At 71.7% G+C, this 14,811-nt stretch carries 14 protein-coding genes and 1 pseudogene; 6 read left to right on the top strand and 9 right to left on the bottom strand.

Features of this window, described 5'->3' with window-relative positions:
- Positions 1-48 precede the first annotated feature (48 nt).
- Together ACLJQM_RS32895 and ACLJQM_RS32890 are read left to right on the top strand one after the other, a co-directional pair.
- On the top strand, positions 49-552 hold the full coding sequence (locus tag ACLJQM_RS32895) for a toxin-antitoxin system HicB family antitoxin (RefSeq protein WP_247021124.1): 504 nt from the start codon (positions 49-51) through the stop codon (positions 550-552).
- Between the two features lie 10 nt (positions 553-562).
- Positions 563-1,474, top strand: a complete 912-nt coding sequence (locus ACLJQM_RS32890; RefSeq protein WP_410634215.1) for a DUF4097 family beta strand repeat-containing protein — start codon at positions 563-565, stop codon at positions 1,472-1,474.
- A gap of 689 nt (positions 1,475-2,163) precedes the next feature.
- On the opposite strand, the gene ACLJQM_RS32885 is transcribed toward ACLJQM_RS32890, so the two are convergent.
- Positions 2,164-3,282, bottom strand: a complete 1,119-nt coding sequence (locus ACLJQM_RS32885; RefSeq protein ID WP_410634213.1) for an FAD-dependent oxidoreductase — start codon at positions 3,280-3,282, stop codon at positions 2,164-2,166.
- Between the two features lie 67 nt (positions 3,283-3,349).
- Here ACLJQM_RS32885 and ACLJQM_RS32880 point away from each other — a divergent pair, with 67 nt between their 5' ends.
- Positions 3,350-4,030: a TetR/AcrR family transcriptional regulator gene (locus tag ACLJQM_RS32880; protein WP_410634211.1), complete on the top strand. Its 681-nt coding sequence runs from the start codon at positions 3,350-3,352 to the stop codon at positions 4,028-4,030.
- Between the two features lie 3 nt (positions 4,031-4,033).
- Here the strand turns inward: ACLJQM_RS32880 and ACLJQM_RS32875 are convergent, their stop codons facing one another.
- A complete protein-coding gene (locus ACLJQM_RS32875) occupies positions 4,034-5,248 on the bottom strand; it encodes a winged helix-turn-helix domain-containing protein (RefSeq protein WP_410634209.1) in 1,215 nt (404 codons plus the stop codon).
- A 114-nt stretch (positions 5,249-5,362) separates the two neighbouring features.
- On the opposite strand from ACLJQM_RS32875, the gene ACLJQM_RS32870 reads away from it, so the two are divergent.
- Positions 5,363-5,920: a GNAT family N-acetyltransferase gene (locus ACLJQM_RS32870; RefSeq protein ID WP_247021115.1), complete on the top strand. Its 558-nt coding sequence runs from the start codon at positions 5,363-5,365 to the stop codon at positions 5,918-5,920.
- Between the two features lie 66 nt (positions 5,921-5,986).
- Here ACLJQM_RS32870 and ACLJQM_RS32865 read toward each other — a convergent pair.
- Positions 5,987-6,289 (bottom strand): annotated as a pseudogene (locus tag ACLJQM_RS32865) (GtrA family protein); the annotation flags it as partial.
- A 245-nt stretch (positions 6,290-6,534) separates the two neighbouring features.
- Between ACLJQM_RS32865 and ACLJQM_RS32860 the strand changes: the two are divergent.
- On the top strand, positions 6,535-7,053 hold the full coding sequence (locus tag ACLJQM_RS32860) for a hypothetical protein (protein ID WP_360769998.1): 519 nt from the start codon (positions 6,535-6,537) through the stop codon (positions 7,051-7,053).
- Positions 7,054-7,466: 413 nt separating this feature from the next.
- Here the strand turns inward: ACLJQM_RS32860 and ACLJQM_RS32855 are convergent, their stop codons facing one another.
- Positions 7,467-8,333: a LysR family transcriptional regulator gene (locus ACLJQM_RS32855; protein WP_410634208.1), complete on the bottom strand. Its 867-nt coding sequence runs from the start codon at positions 8,331-8,333 to the stop codon at positions 7,467-7,469.
- A 70-nt stretch (positions 8,334-8,403) separates the two neighbouring features.
- On the opposite strand from ACLJQM_RS32855, the gene ACLJQM_RS32850 reads away from it, so the two are divergent.
- On the top strand, positions 8,404-9,369 hold the full coding sequence (locus ACLJQM_RS32850) for a 4,5-dihydroxyphthalate decarboxylase (protein ID WP_410634207.1): 966 nt from the start codon (positions 8,404-8,406) through the stop codon (positions 9,367-9,369).
- Here the strand turns inward: ACLJQM_RS32850 and ACLJQM_RS32845 are convergent.
- From ACLJQM_RS32845 to rpsO, 5 genes are all read right to left on the bottom strand, one after another.
- Positions 9,355-9,813 (bottom strand): hypothetical protein, encoded by a 459-nt coding sequence (locus ACLJQM_RS32845; protein WP_247021108.1) that lies wholly within the window; start codon positions 9,811-9,813, stop codon positions 9,355-9,357. The genes ACLJQM_RS32850 and ACLJQM_RS32845 overlap by 15 nt on opposite strands.
- Positions 9,810-10,550 (bottom strand): 4-hydroxy-tetrahydrodipicolinate reductase, encoded by a 741-nt coding sequence (dapB, locus tag ACLJQM_RS32840; RefSeq protein ID WP_410634206.1) that lies wholly within the window; start codon positions 10,548-10,550, stop codon positions 9,810-9,812. The genes ACLJQM_RS32845 and dapB overlap by 4 nt, the downstream gene beginning before the upstream one ends.
- Positions 10,547-11,911, bottom strand: a complete 1,365-nt coding sequence (locus ACLJQM_RS32835) for a M16 family metallopeptidase (RefSeq protein WP_247021105.1) — start codon at positions 11,909-11,911, stop codon at positions 10,547-10,549. The genes dapB and ACLJQM_RS32835 overlap by 4 nt, the downstream gene beginning before the upstream one ends.
- A 129-nt stretch (positions 11,912-12,040) precedes the next feature.
- Complete coding sequence (locus tag ACLJQM_RS32830) at positions 12,041-14,293, bottom strand: polyribonucleotide nucleotidyltransferase (RefSeq protein ID WP_247021103.1); 2,253 nt, start codon at positions 14,291-14,293, stop codon at positions 12,041-12,043.
- Between the two features lie 231 nt (positions 14,294-14,524).
- Entirely contained in the window at positions 14,525-14,794 is a 270-nt protein-coding gene (gene rpsO, locus ACLJQM_RS32825) for a 30S ribosomal protein S15 (protein WP_003084034.1), read from the bottom strand.
- Between the last annotated feature and the right edge of the window lie 17 nt (positions 14,795-14,811).

Raw genomic sequence — 14,811 nt, 5'->3', positions numbered from 1 at the left:
ACCATCGGCTTCCTTGACTGACACCACGGCTGACGTCATAGTGGTGTCATGGACTTGACGCCGTACATCGCCAACCTTCGCGAGGACCTCGCGAACACGGCTGCCGCCGGGGACGAGCAGACCCGGCGAGCGGCCGCGTTGCTGTCCTCCGCGCTCGAACCAGCCGTCCGCCTGACGTTGATGAACGCCCTCGCCGACCTCGCCGCCGAGGTCACGGCCGCCTTGCCGGGCCAGGTCGTGGACGTGCGGCTGGACGGGCGCGACGTCCGCGTGGTCGTCACCGGCGCCGCCGAGGAGCCGGCACCACGCGCGACACCACGTGACACCACACCGCCACCACCGATCGACGGCGGCGACATCACCCGCATCACCCTGCGCCTGGTCGAGCAGATCAAGGGGCAGGCCGAGCGCGCGGCGGCGGCGCAGGGTGTCTCGCTGAACACGTTCGTTTCCCAGGCGGTGCAGGGCGCGCTCGGGGGCGGCGGGCACAAGCAGCACCACGGCAAGGACGACCGATCCGGGTCGCGCCTGCACGGCTGGGTCGAAGGCTGAGGGGACGGAAATGAGCGAGGAACAGACGACGCCGGCCGACGAGCTGGTGCGGGTCGACGACTTCGAGGCCGAAGGCCCGCTGGAGCTCGACGTCAGCGTGACGATCGGGCGCGTCGAGGTCGTCCTCGACGGCGACTCGGGCGCGCGGGTGGAGCTGCGGCACGACCAGGGTGAGCAGCAGCCGTGGGTGGCGGGGGTGAACAACCTGCTGTCGTGGGTCGGCGAGCGCTTCGGCGACCAGCTGGGCGTGGACCCGGCGAGCTCCCCCGCCGAGGCGGTGCGGCAGAGCCGGATCGAGAAGCTGGGCAATCGCCTGGTCGTCCAGGCCCCGAAGGCGTGGCAGCTGCGGAACGTCGCGCTGTCGGTGAAGGTGCACGCCCCGGCGGGCTCGCACGTGGAGGTGCGCGCGGGCGCGGCGGACGTGACGGTGACGGGTTCGGCCGGCCGCGTCGACCTGCTGACGGGCTCGGGCGAGGTCAAGCTCGACCGCGCGGACGGCTCGGCCACGATCCGCACCGGCAGCGGCGGCATCACCCTCGGCCCGACCCTGGCCGGCCTCCAGCTCCGCAGCGGCAGCGGCCACGTCGAGGCGTCGTCGGTGGCGGGCTCGGCCACGCTGGCGACCGGAACGGGCAACGTCTGGCTGGGCGCGGTTTCGGGCGAGGTGATGGCCCGTACGGGAAGCGGCGACCTGTCGGTGGCCGATGCGGCTTCGGGCTCGCTGGACTTGATCACGGGCTCGGGCGAGGTGCGGATCGGGATCCGCGGCGGCACGGCGGCGGAGATCGATCTGACGTCGAGTGGCGGGCGGGTTTCCAGCGAGCTGGACGTGCTGGAGGCGGCGCCGGAGGGTGACGTGAAGTTGAGGGTCCGGGCGCGGACGGGTTCCGGCAACGCCGTGGTGACAAGCGCGGCCGGCTGAGTAAGGGGGAGACGGGCCGTTCCCGGCGGGGGTGCCGGGAACGGCCCGTCTGCGCGCGCGGGGAGATTGGTCGGTCGCCGCGACGATGGGGCTGAGGCGATGCCGTGGAGTGCCGATGTGGCCGGGGCGACGTGGCGGTGGCGATGCGGTTGGGGCAGCTCTCCGGCGGGAGCGGCCGCGGGCCGTCGTCGCGGCGACGAGCATGTCGCCGGGGCGACTGGCATGTGGCCGGGGCGACGTGGCGGCAGCGATGCGGCTGGGGCAGCTCTCCGGCGGGAGCGGTCGCGGGACGCGGCGGCGCGGCGTCCGGGGCGCCCGCGGGCCGTCGTCGCGGCGACGGGCATGTCGTCGGTGCGGCGGTCACGGCAGGCGACGGCCGCCATATGCGGCGGCCAGGGGGCCGCAGCTGCAGGCAACGCCATCGGTTGCCACGGCCGCCGACCACGAGCGTGGGAGCGGCGGGCAGCATGTCACCGCACCGAGCGCGGCGGGTCGGGGCCGAGTCGGTGGGTACAGCCGGCGGTCCCGGAAACAGCCGTTGCGGCGTTCGGCGGCGAAGTCGCGGGCGCGGCGACCGTTCCTCGGGGCTGCGATGCGCCGCGGCGGTCGCGGTTGGCGGCTACGCGGGCCTGGCCGTGGCATCGACGGCACGCGACCCCCTTGAGTCCACTGTGGACCGGTCCCGAACCCTAGCCCTGGCCCGTGAACAGGTCGATCAGGCTGTGCGGGGTCCGCTCGCCGAAGCAGGTCTCGAAATCACGCTCCGCCTCCGCTGCTTCCGTTGCGCTGCGGGGGAACAACTCCCGCTCGTATTCGGCCAAGGCGGCCTCCGGGTCGTCCGGGTGGGCGGCGATGGCTCGGCCCAGTTCCGCGCCGTCCTGCATCGCCAGGTTGGCGCCTTCGCCGTTCGGGACCGATAGGTGGGCCGCGTCGCCCAGGAGCGTCACGCCCGGGGTGCGGGGCCAGTTGTGGCCGGGTGGCAGGGCGTTGATCGGGCGCAGCACCGGTGCCGTCTCGCCGTCGGTGATCAGGGCCGTCAGTTCCGGGGCCCAGTCCGTGAACTCGGCCGCGATCTGGGCCCTGGCCGCGTCCGGGTCGGTGAAGTCGGTGAACCAGTCCTGCGGTTTCGCCAGCACCACGTACGTGTGGAGCGTGCCGCCCGTTTCGCGGTGCGCCTGGATGCCCTTGCCCGGCTCCGGCACGAACAGCGCTCCTCCCCCGGCCGCCTTCGCGGTTGCCGGGTGGCGGGTGTCGCTGTCGAACAGGTACGTCTCCACGAACGACGTACCGACGTACTCCGGGACCGCGTCCGACACCAGGGGGCGGATGCGGGACCACGCGCCGTCCGCGCCGACCAGCAGGCCGGTGGTCGCCGTCGTGCCGTCGGCGAACGTCAGCTCGTGGCGGCCGTCGCCCAGGGACCGGGCCGCGGTGACCTTGTGGTCCCAGTGGACCGTTCCCTCGGGCAGTGAGTCCAGCAGGAGGCCGCGCAGCTCGCCTCGCTGGACCTCGGGGCGGCCGCCGGTGCCGTCGTCCGGCTCGTCGAGCAGGACCTTGCCCGTCCGGTCCAGGATCCGCGTAGCTTCGCGGCCCTCCAGGATCAGGGCGCGGAAGCCGTCGGTCAGGCCCGCTGCCTCGAGCGCCGGCTGGCCGTTGTGCTCGTGGATGTCGAGCATGCCGCCCTGCGTGCGCGCGGACGGCGAGCTCTCCGCTTCGTGGACCGTGACCGGGATGCCGTGGACGTGCAGGACGCGGGCGAGCGTGAGCCCGCCGAGGCCGGCGCCGACGATCGTGACGGGGATGGACATCGCGACTCCTCTTTCTGGAACGTTGTTCCAATATTGGAACGGCGTTCCAGACATGTCAAGATGAGGCATGGCACAACGGCGCACAGAAGCCCTCTCGCGGGCGCGCATCATCGAGACGGCTGTCGAACTGCTCGACGCCGACGGCGAGCGCGGGTTGACGTTCCGCGCGCTGACCGAGCGCCTCGCCACCGGCCCCGGGGCGATCTACTGGCACGTGGCGAACAAGGGCGAACTGCTCGACGCAGCGACCGGCGCCGTGGTCTCGGCCGCGTTGAGGGCCGGACGCGCCGAGCCCGCGGGGTCACCGCAGGACGAGGTCCGCGCCGTCGCGCTCGGCCTGTTCGACGCGATCGAGGGCCACCCGTGGCTCGCCCTGCAGCTCTCGGCGCAGCTTTCGCGCGGGCCGTCGGGCTCGGTGACGCCGAAGATCTTCGAGAGCTTCGGACGGCACGTCCGCGACCTGGGCGTGCCGAAGGGCAGCTGGTTCACGGCGACTTCGGCGCTGGTGCACTACGTCCTCGGCGCCGCCGGCCAGAACGCCGCGAACGCGCGCGTCGTGCACCCCGGCGCCGGCCGCGGCGAGTTCCTCGACGCCGTCTCGACCGCGTGGGAGGCGCTCGACGCCGAGGAGTACCCCTTCGCGCGCGCGGTCGCCGACGAGATGCGCGACCACGACGACCGCGAACAGTTCCTGGCGGGCGTCGACCTCATCCTGACCGGGATCGGCACGGTCCATGCGGTGGAATAGCCGTCAGCGCACCAGTTTCGCCAGGGGCCGGGCCAGCTCGCCGCGGGTGCCCACCGCGACGCCGGACAGGCCGAGCCACTCCGCCATGTGCCGCAGCTCCGCGGCCAGCTCCGGGAGCACGCGCGCCACGTCGGCGCCCTCCTCCGCGAAGGCGCCCTGGACCCGCAGGACACCCGCCGCGCGGTCGGCCTTCAGGTCCACCCGCCCGACCAGTTCGCCGTCCAGCAGGAACGGGAACACGTAGTAGCCGTACACGCGCTTCGGCTCCGGGACGTAGATCTCGATCCGGTAGTGGAACCCGAAGAGCCGCTCGGTGCGCGCGCGTTCCCAGATCAGCGGGTCGAACGGGCACAGCAGCGCCCGGCCGGTCACCGACCGCGGCGTGCGGGCCTCGGCGTGCCGGTACGCCACCGCCTTCCAGCCGCGCACCGAAACCGGCTCCAGGACACCGGATTCGACCAGCTCCGCCACCGCCTGGCGCGCCGGGGCCGGGCCGAGGCGGTAGTAGTCGCGCAGGTCCGTCTCCGTCGCGACGCCCAGTGCGCGCGCCGAACGCTCGATCAGGCCGCGCGCGCCCTCCTCCGCCGAAACCGTCCGGGCCAGGACGTCCGGCGGGACCACCCGTTCGGTCAGGTCGTACAGCCGCTCGAACGACCGGCGCGTGCCCGTGGTCAGCTGGCCGGTGCCGAACAGGTACTCGCAGACGCGCTTGACCTCGGACCGCTCCCACCACGAGCCCGGCCCCCGCCGCTGCGCGTCCGCCTCGACCTCGCGCTCGATGCCGCCCGCGCCGATCGGGCCGAGTTCCTTGACCACCGAAAGGATCTCTTCGACCAGCCCCGGCGACTTCTCGATCAGCGGGCCGTAGTGCTTCCACCAGCCGTCGCGCTTCGCGCCCGAGCGGATCAGCGGCCAGTCTTCGATCGGCAGCAGGCTCGCCTCGTGCGCCCACGTCTCCACCAGCAGGCGCGGCTGACGCGCCGAGTGCGCCCACGCCGCCGCGTCCAGCAGCGCGGGCTCGTACGCGCCCAGGCGGGAGAACACCGGCATGTAGTGCGCCCGCACCGCGACGTTCACCGAGTCGAGCTGCAGCAGCTGGACGCGCGAAAGCACGCGTTTCAGGTGCCGCCGGGACGGCTCGCCGGAGGGACGCGGGTCGGTGAAGCCCTGTGCGGCCAGGAAGGTCTTCCGGGCCGTCGAGACGCTGATCGTTTGCATGGTGAGCTCATGGTGCCAGCCACCACCGACAGTTTTCGGCGACCCGATATCCATCCATGCCCCCGCCACCGCCCTCGACGGAGGAGCTGCGCTCCGCTGTACTAACTTTTGCCCATGAGCGACGCCGCCGTCCGCCCCGCCGACCTGTCCGACGCCGCGGAGATCGCCCGCATCCAACGCGACACCTGGCACGCCGCCTACGAGGACCTGCTGGGCAAGCAGGCGCTCGCCGAACTGGACGCCGCCGACCTCGCCGGCACCTGGACCGAGACCATCGACTACCCCGGCAGCCTGGTCTACGTCGCCACCGAGGGCGAGTTCACCGTCGGGTTCTGCGTCGCCGGCCGCGCGCCCGAAGAAGAGGTCGCCGCCGCCGACGGCAGCCTGCCCGAGGACGCCGGCTCCACCGGCTTGATCGCCACCCTGCTCGTCGAGCCGCGGTGGGGACGGCGCGGCCACGCCGGCCGGCTACTCGCGACGGCCGCCGCGGGCCTGCGGGCCGACGGCGCCGGCCGCGGCATCGCCTGGGTCGCCCAGGGCGACCACGCCACCCTCGCCTTCTACCGGCGGGCCGGCTGGAACCCCGACGGCACGGTCCGCACGCTCGACACCGGCGAGCGGCTGCTCCGCGAGGTCCGGCTCACCGGCACCCTCGAGCTCGCGCTCACCTGAGTCGCGGAAGATCACCCAGCGCAGCACGGCGTACATGAAGACGCCCTCACAGGCGCCCGCGAGCAGCCGTGCGACGTGGTACTCGACGCCCAGCGCCGTCAGTCCCGCGCCCACACCCAGCAAAAACGCGGCGTAATTGACGGCGATCGCCACGATGTAAAGGGCGAGCTGGATTCCGACGGCGGCGTGGGAATGGAAGTTGAACGTCCGGTTCAGCACGAAGCTGAGCCCGAACGCGCAGCCGTAGGCGACCGTGATCGCCAGCCACACGGGCCAGCCGAGCAGGCCGTGGAAGATCGTCAGCAACCCGAGGTCGACGCCGAACGTCAGACCGTTGATGAGGCAGAAGCCGAGGAACGTCGGGGCCACGATCCGCGACAGACCCAGCGGCAGTACCCGGACGACGGCCCGGCAGAAGGCGCCGAAGCGGTCAGCGGGCGTACGGGGTTGCTCGGCGGCCACGTCGTCAGCGTTCCAGCGGGAGGTGACCGGGAGCCGTCCGGCAGGTGATCTTCTGGTGCGGACCCCCGGCCGAAGACGGGGGCCAACCCCCGTGTTTCCGGATTTCGAACTGATAACGTGAAGAACGCGAGCGATTTTCGGGAGGTGACACGATGAGCTGGATCCTGCTGACGCTGGGCGTCGCGTTCGGTTCGGCCATCGTGCCGCTGATCAACGCCGAGGTGTTCCTGATCGGGCTCTGCGCGAGCCAGCCCGGCCTGCACTGGCTGTGGCTCGGGGCGGCGGTCGCCGTCGGGCAGATCGCCGGGAAGACGCTGTACTACCTCGCCGCGCGGGGGACCATCAAGCTGCCGAAGCCGCTGCACGACCGGCTGCACCGCGAGCGGCCTCTGACGCCGCGGCGGGTGCGGTGGCAGTTGCGGACGAAGCGGATTCGCGGGTGGGTCGAGCGGTTGCGGGAGCGCTGCCACCGGCACCCGCACTGGATGGCCGGGACTTACGGGGTCAGTTCGCTGGTGGGGTTGCCGCCGTTCATGGCGACGAGCGTGCTGGCCGGGCTGGTGCGGATGCGGCTGGCCACGTTCTTGACGACCGGGCTGGCCGGAAGGTGGATCCGGTTCAGCCTGATCGCGGCTTCCCCTGCGGTGTTCGCCGGGTGGCTGCACCACTGAGTGTGAGTCGAGTGCCTCGGCGGGCCGCTGGGGTGCGGCGCGCCGGTGATGGGAACAGCAAGCGGTCCGGGCGCGCTCGGGGCGGGCAGGGCCGGCCCAGGTGGCTCACCGGGTCGGGCGTCGCCGCGATGTGGGCAAACTCGCGGGACTCACCTCGCCGCAGGGGCGCAGGCCCGACGACGGCAGGCTTGGCGGATGGGGCTCGCCAGGGGTGGGCAGGGCACTGGCGGGGGGCCGCGTAAGGGTTGGCGGGCCGATCGCGCCAGGGGCGGACAGCGCCGCAGGTTCGGGTCGCATCAAGGGCAGGCAGGGCCGCCGATCCGATCACGCCAGGCGTGGACACGTCACAGATCCGGTCGCGCCGGAAGTGGGCAGGGCCGCCGGTTCGCTCGCGCTGAGGGGGCTGGCCCGCGTCACTGCGTCCAGTCCGCCCGCCCCAACGACGCCGCCACGCGCACGAAACCGCGGACCAGCGGGCCGCCGCGGGACTTCGGCCAGGCCACCACCAGGTCGCTCGGCGGGCGGTCCGGTACCGGGACGATGCGCAGGCCCGGTGGGAGCGGCTGGCCGAGGGGCGCGAACGCCGAAATCCCGTTCCACAGCACCGCCTGCAGGCACTCCTGGATCGTCCGGACGACCGGGGCGGCTTCCCGGGGCTCGCCGCCCGTCCAGTAGGCCGCCCACAGCGGGTCCGTTCCGTCCGGGAGGCGGATCCAGCGGCGGCCGGCCAGGTCCGCGGAGAACACCGAAGGGCGACCGGACAGGGGGTCGTCGTCGCGCAGGACCACGCCGGTGCGGACCGGGCGTAGGACGTGGGTGCTGATTCCCCCGGTGTCGAACGGAGTCCGCGTCAAGGCCACGTCGACCAGGCCCGTGCGCAACCCCGCCGTGGGGTCGGCCAGGTCCGTCTCGTGGACCCGGACGTCGACGTGCGGGTGGCGGTTGCGGAACAGCGCCACCAGGCGGGCGCCGGCCTGCTCGGCGGTGTCCGCCAACGTCCCCACCACCAGGGTTGCCGTGCCCGCCGCCGCGGTCACGCGGTCGCGGATGCGGGCCGACTGGGCCAGCAGTGCCGTCGCCTCCTCGTACAGCACCGCGCCCGCGGCGGTGAGCGTGACGCCCTTCGGGGTGCGGTCGAACAGCGTCGCGCCCAGCTCGTCCTCCAGCCCGCGGACCGCGCGGCTCAGCGGCGGCTGTGCCATGTGCAGGCGGCTCGCCGCGCGGCCGACGTGGCGTTCCTCGGCCACCGCGACGAAGTACCGGAGCACGCGCAAGTCCATACTTCCAGAGTATCGAGCTGACGCAGCCGGTCTTGGACGCCCGATGGCTCGCGGACCGAGGATCGGGGGCATGGACCTCAAGATCGGGTGCTTCCCGTACGACACCACCCGGCAGCTGTTCGAAACCACCACCGTGGAAACCGCCGACACGCTGCCCGAGATCTTCGAGCGCATGATCCGCGGCGGCGAATACGACGTCGCCGAGCTCGGGCTCACGTTCTACCTGCGCCTGCTCGAGAAAGGCACGCCCTTCGTGGCGCTGCCGATCTTCCCCAACCGCGTGTTCCGGCACTCCTGCGTCTTCGTCAACACCCACTCGGGCATCGCCGGGCCGGGCGATCTCACCGGCCGGACCATCGGCGAATTCGGCACCTACGGCCAGGACTCGGGCGTCTGGGCCAAGGGCATCCTCATGGACGAGTACGGCTTCAAGCCCGAGGAGAACCGCTGGGTGATCGGCGGGCTCGACCGCCCGTCGGCGCCCTTCGGCTTCATCCCCCACCCGCACCCGGCCGGCCTCGACGTCACCCAGGCCGGGGACGGGAGGACGTTGAGCGATCTGCTCGACGCCGGTGAGATCGACGCGCTGTTCTCCGCCAACGTCCCGCAGTGCGTGCTCGACGGCTCCCCGAACGTCACCCGCCTGTTCCCCGACTTCGTCGCGAGGGAACGCGATTACCACCGCCGCACCGGGATCTTCCCGATCATGCACGCCGTCGTCGTCCGGCGGGACCTCCTGGCCGACGATCCCGGCCTCGCCCGGAGCGTCTACGCCATGTTCGAAACCGCGAAGGACGCCGCCGCCGAGCGGTACCGCCGCGGGCAGCGGCTCTACCAGGTGCAGACCATGGTGCCGTGGGCCGACGCGCTGGTCGACGAAACGCTCGCCGAGTTCGGTGAAAACTGGTGGCCTTACGGGATTTCCGCCAACCGCGCGACGCTCGAAACCTACCTGCGGTACCACCACGAGCAGGGGCTGTCGTCCCGTCGCCGGCAGGTCGAGGAAGTCTTCGCGACGGAGCTACTCGGCACCTGAGCGCTCGGCGGCTTCCAGCTCCACGGCGGTCTTCATCGTCTCACGCGCCCGGCGGCGGTCGCCCGCGATGTCGTAGGCGTACGCGAGCTTGTACCAGGCCCGCCAGTTCTCCTGGTCCGCCTCGACCTCGGCGCGGCGCTGCTCGAACCACGCGTCCGCCGCGTCGCGGTCCACCCGGCCCGAAGGACGGCGCGGCAGGTCGGAGACGTCCGGGAGCGCGCCCTCGGCGTCCAGGCGGCGTGACAGGCGCTGGATCTGCAGCCCGTTGCGCCAGGTCACGACCACCACCCAGACGCCGAGGATCGGCAGCAGCAGGACGCCGACGCCGAGCGCGATGCCCAGGGGCGTCCCCGAGGCGAACAGCGCGAACGCGCGGTCCGCCAGCAGGACCAGGTACACCACCAGCGCCGCCGTCAGCAGCAGCGCCACGTTGCGGGCCCTCACAGGTCGAGGACGTTTTCCAGGCCGACCGTCAGGCCGGGGCGCGTCAGCACCGTGCGGACGCCGAGCAGCACGCCCGGCATGAACGACGTCCGGTCGAGGGAGTCGTGGCGGATGGTCAGGGTCTCCCCCTCGCCGCCGAACAGGATCTCCTCGTGCGCGACCAGGCCCGGCAGGCGGACCGAGTGGACGCGGACGTCCTCGACCGAAGCGCCGCGGGCACCGTCCAGCTCGGCCGTCGTCGCGTCCGGGCCCGGCGTCACGCCGGCCTCCGCGCGCGCCGTCGCGATCATCCGGGCGGTGTGCGCGGCGGTGCCCGAAGGCGCGTCGGCCTTGCGGTTGTGGTGCAGCTCGATGATCTCCGCCGACGCGTAGAACTTCGCCGCCTGGGCCGCGAAGCGCATCGCGAGAACCGCGCCGAGCGCGAAGTTCGGCGCGATCAGCACACCGAGCGAAGGCTTCGGCTCCAGCAACGCGCGCAGCTCGGCCAGCCGCTCCTCGCTGAAGCCGGTGGTGCCGACGACCGCGTGGATGTCGTGCGCCACCAGGTACTTCAGGTTGTCCATGACGGCGTCGGGGTGGGTGAAGTCCACGACCACCTGCGCGTCGGCGAGGGCCGCGAAGTCGTCGCCCGCGTCCAGCGCCGCGACGACCTTCATGTCGCCCGCGCTTTCGACGGCGTTCACCACCGTCGCGCCCATGCGGCCCCGGGCACCGAGCACACCGACGTTGATGGTCATGAAGCGATCACCTCGTGGAGGTCGTCAGGAAGGTCGTCGGCGTGAGCGTACGGCCCGACGACCGCCGCCGCCGAGACCCCGCCCGGGCGCGCGAACAAAGTGCGAGCGAGGGCACACACTTCCTCGGTGGTGACGGCGTCGATGCGCGCGACCGTGTCGTCGACACCCAGGTAGCGGCCGTAGTTGAGCTCGGTCTTGCCGATCCGCGACATCCGCGACGACGTGTCCTCCAGGCCCAGCACGATCCCGCCGCGCAGCTGGCCCTTCGCTCGGGCCACCTCGGCTTCGGTCAGGCCGTCGACGCCGACCTTGTCGAGCACCTCGCGGATGACGCCGGCGACGTCGCCGAGCTTCTCCGGCTGGCAGCCCGCGTACACGGCCATGTGGCCCGTGTCGGCGTAGCTCGCGACCGAGGAGTACACCTGGTAGGCCAGCCCGCGCCGCTCCCGGATCTCCTGGAACAGCCGCGAGCTCATGCCGCCGCCGAGGGCCGCGTTGAGCACCGACAGCGCGAAGCGCCGTTCGTCGTGGCGCGACAGGGACCGCAGGCCCAGCATGACGTGCGCCTGCTCGGTGTCGTCGGTGTGCAGGGCCAGCTTCGGCGGGGTCTTGATCCGGGCCCGGCCCTCACGCGGCGCGACCGGCGTCGCCGTCCCGGTCAGCCGGTCCTTCAGCGCCTTGCGGACCAGCCGCAGCACCTGGCCGTGGTCGACGTTCCCGGCCACGGCCAGGACCATCCGCGGCAGGGTGTACCGGCGCTTGTAGAAGTTCCGCAGCGCGACCGGCGACATCTCCACGATCGACTTCTCGGTGCCGAGCACCGGGCGGCCGAGCGCGTGGTCACCCAGGACCGCGCTGACGAACGTCTCGTGCAGCAGGTCTTCGGGGTCGTCGTCGCGCATCGAAATCTCTTCGAGGACGACGCTGCGCTCCATGTCCATGTCGCGGTCGGTGCACAGCGCCTCGAACACGACGTCGGTGACCAGGTCCACGGCCAGCGGGAGGTCGGCGTCGAGCACCTGCGCGTAGTAGCAGGTGTGCTCCTTCGCCGTGAAGGCGTTGAACTCGCCGCCGACCGCGTCGATCTCCTCGGCGATCTGCGTGGCGTCGCGGTTCTTCGTTCCCTTGAACAGCAGGTGCTCGAGGTAGTGCGCGGCGCCGGCGACGGCCACCGGCTCGTCGCGGGAACCGATGCCGACCCACAGCCCGACCGTGGCCGAACGGGACGCGGGGACGTGCTCGGTGATCACCCGCAGGCCACCGGGCAGCACGCTGCGCTTGACGACCGCACCGTCCGGGGTGGACTCGAGCGTGCGGGTGGTGCCGATGGGCTGTTCGTGCCCGGAAACCTGCCGTGCCATGGGTTCCTTACTCACGATGCCGCGAAGGCCCCCTGCCCGCCCGGGTCGTGGGTGTTCAGGGCGGTTCTAACCGCCCTGAACACCCACGACCCGGCACCGCGGATCAGGAGGCCTTCGCGTCGAATGGTGTTACTTGGCGTCGGCCGTCTCGGCGTCGGCGGCCGGCGCGTCGCCCTCGGCGGGCTTCGCGTCGTCCTCCTTGACCACGATCAGGCTGATCTTGCCGCGGTTGTCGATGTCGGCGATCTCGACGCGGAGCTTGTCGCCCACGTTGACGACGTCCTCGACCTTGGCGATCCGCTTGCCGTTGCCCAGCTTGGAGATGTGCACCAGGCCGTCCTTGCCCGGCAGCAGCGAGACGAACGCGCCGAACGCGGCCGTCTTCACCACGGTGCCGAGGAAGCGCTCGCCGACCTTGGGCAGCTGCGGGTTGGCGATGGCGTTGATCAGGTCGATCGCCGCCTCCGCCGACGGGCCGTCCGAAGCGCCCACGTAGATCGTGCCGTCGTCCTCGATGGAGATGTCGGCGCCGGTCTGCTCGGTGATCGAGTTGATCATCTTGCCCTTCGGGCCGATGACCTCGCCGATCTTGTCGACCGGGATCTTGACGCTGGTGACGCGCGGCGAGTACGGGCTCATCTCGTCCGGGCTGTCGATCGCCTCGGCGATGACCTCCAGGATGGTGGTCCGGGCGTCCTTCGCCTGCTTCAGCGCGGCCGCGAGGACCTCCGACGGGATGCCGTCGAGCTTCGTGTCGAGCTGCAGCGCGGTGATGATGTCCTTGGTGCCCGCGACCTTGAAGTCCATGTCGCCGAGGGCGTCCTCGGCACCGAGGATGTCGGTGAGCGCCACGTAGCGGGTCTCGCCGTCGACCTCGTCCGAGACCAGGCCCATCGCGATGCCCGCGACCGGCGCCTTGAGCGGCACGCCGGCGTTGTACAGGCTCATCGTGGACGCGCAGACCGAGCCCATCGACGTCGAGCCGTTGGAGCCCAGCGCCTCGGAGACCTGGCGGATCGCGTACGGGAACTCGTCCCGCTTCGGCAGCACCGGCACCAGGGCGCGCTCGGCGAGCATGCCGTGGCCGATTTCGCGGCGCTTCGGCGAACCGACGCGGCCGGTCTCACCGGTGGAGAACGGCGGGAAGTTGTAGTGGTGCATGTAGCGCTTGTGCGTCTCCGGGGACAGCGAGTCGATCTGCTGCTCCAGGCGAAGCATGTTCAGCGTGGTGACGCCCAGGATCTGGGTTTCGCCGCGCTCGAACAGCGCCGAGCCGTGCGCCCGCGGGATCACGGCGACCTCGGCCGCGAGCGACCGGATGTCGGTGAGGCCGCGGCCGTCCATGCGGATCTTCTCCGTGAGGACGCGCTGGCGCATGATCTTCTTCGTCAGGGCCTTGAACGCCCCGCCGATCTCCTTGTCGCGCCCCGCGAAGGCTTCGCCCTCGCCCAGGCCGACCTTCTCCAGCACGGCGGCCTTGACCTGGTCGGTCGCGGCGTCGCGGTCCTGCTTGCCGGCGATCTGGAGGGCGTTCGCCAGGTCGTCGGTCGCGATGGCGGCGACGGCCTCGTAGACGTCCTGCTGGTAGGCCGGGTAGACCGGGAACTCGCCGGTCGGCTTCGCGGCCGCGTCGGCCAGGCGCTGCTGCGCCTCGCACAGGACCTTGATGAACGGCTTCGCGGCCTCGAGACCCTCGGCGACCGCGACCTCGTCGGGCGCCTTGCCGCCGTCGGCGATCAGGTCGAGCGTGTTCTCGGTGCCCTCGGCCTCGACCATCATGATCGCGACGTCGTCACCGACGATGCGGCCGGCGACGACCATGTTGAAGGTCGCCTTCTCCAGCTGCGACCAGGTCGGGAACGCGACCCACTGGCCCTCGATCAGCGCGACGCGGACGCCGCCGACCGGGCCGGAGAACGGGAGGCCGGCGATCTGGGTCGACGCCGAAGCGGCGTTGATGGCCAGCACGTCGTACGGGTCGTCCGGGTTGAGGCTCTGGACGGTGATGACGACCTGGATCTCGTTGCGGAGACCGTCGGCGAACGACGGGCGCAGCGGCCGGTCGATCAGGCGGCAGGTCAGGATCGCGTCGGTCGACGGGCGGCCCTCGCGGCGGAAGAACGCGCCGGGGATGCGGCCCGCGGCGTACATGCGCTCTTCGACGTCCACGGTCAGCGGGAAGAAGTCGAAGTGCTCCTTCGGGTGCTTCGACGCGGTCGTCGCCGAGAGCAGCATGGTCTCTTCGTCGAGGTACGCGACGACGGCGCCGGCGGCCTGCTTGGCCAGGCGGCCCGTCTCGAAACGAACGGTGCGAGTGCCGAACTTGCCGTTGTCGATGACGGCTTCGGTCTCGTGCACGGTGACTCCGGTGGAGTCGGTCATAGATGCTTCTCCTCTTTGGTTCCTTCAGTCGGCGCGAGTCTCCCACCCTGGGACCCGTTTCGCCTGAGGACGCTCGAGGAATGAGGCCGGTCTTCGATCGAAGCCCCCGGGACGCTTCCCGGGAACCACTACCGAGGACCGGCGGACGGACCCTCGTGCGCGCTCGCGCCGTTCGTTCTCTTTCAGACCGAGGGGGAGCGACCGATGTGGTCACTCCCCCTCGGGGTGCAGCTATCGGCGCAGGCCGAGGCGCTGGATCAGCGCACGGTAACGCTCGATGTCCACCTTCATCACGTAGTTCAGCAGCCGGCGGCGACGGCCGACCAGCAGCAGGAGCCCGCGACGCGAGTGGTGGTCGTGCTTGTGAGCCTTGAGGTGCTCGGTGAGGCCGACGATCCGCTTGGTCAGCAGCGCGACCTGGGCCTCGGGGGATCCCGTGTCCGAGTCGTGCACGCCGTACTCGGCCAGGATCGACTTCTTCTCTTCGGTGGACAGCGCCACTTGTGTTGCTCCTCGAA

The organism is Amycolatopsis sp. cmx-4-83, assembly GCF_046548815.1.
GTDB lineage: Bacteria > Actinomycetota > Actinomycetes > Mycobacteriales > Pseudonocardiaceae > Amycolatopsis > Amycolatopsis pretoriensis_A.
This window is presented reverse-complemented; position numbering and strand designations above follow the sequence as displayed.

Bases quoted from the DNA above. Each gene is read 5' to 3' on its own strand.
- ACLJQM_RS32860 (WP_360769998.1), top strand. From the start codon at position 6,535: ATGAGCTGGATCCTGCTGACGCTGGGCGTCGCGTTCGGTTCGGCCATC.
- ACLJQM_RS32875 (WP_410634209.1), bottom strand. From the start codon at position 5,248: ATGCAAACGATCAGCGTCTCGACGGCCCGGAAGACCTTCCTGGCCGCA.
- ACLJQM_RS32895 (WP_247021124.1), top strand. From the start codon at position 49: ATGGACTTGACGCCGTACATCGCCAACCTTCGCGAGGACCTCGCGAAC.
- ACLJQM_RS32885 (WP_410634213.1), bottom strand. From the start codon at position 3,282: ATGTCCATCCCCGTCACGATCGTCGGCGCCGGCCTCGGCGGGCTCACG.
- ACLJQM_RS32890 (WP_410634215.1), top strand. From the start codon at position 563: ATGAGCGAGGAACAGACGACGCCGGCCGACGAGCTGGTGCGGGTCGAC.
- dapB (WP_410634206.1), bottom strand. From the start codon at position 10,550: ATGACCATCAACGTCGGTGTGCTCGGTGCCCGGGGCCGCATGGGCGCG.
- ACLJQM_RS32850 (WP_410634207.1), top strand. From the start codon at position 8,404: ATGGACCTCAAGATCGGGTGCTTCCCGTACGACACCACCCGGCAGCTG.
- ACLJQM_RS32870 (WP_247021115.1), top strand. From the start codon at position 5,363: ATGAGCGACGCCGCCGTCCGCCCCGCCGACCTGTCCGACGCCGCGGAG.
- ACLJQM_RS32880 (WP_410634211.1), top strand. From the start codon at position 3,350: ATGGCACAACGGCGCACAGAAGCCCTCTCGCGGGCGCGCATCATCGAG.
- ACLJQM_RS32855 (WP_410634208.1), bottom strand. From the start codon at position 8,333: ATGGACTTGCGCGTGCTCCGGTACTTCGTCGCGGTGGCCGAGGAACGC.
- ACLJQM_RS32830 (WP_247021103.1), bottom strand. From the start codon at position 14,293: ATGACCGACTCCACCGGAGTCACCGTGCACGAGACCGAAGCCGTCATC.
- ACLJQM_RS32835 (WP_247021105.1), bottom strand. From the start codon at position 11,911: ATGGCACGGCAGGTTTCCGGGCACGAACAGCCCATCGGCACCACCCGC.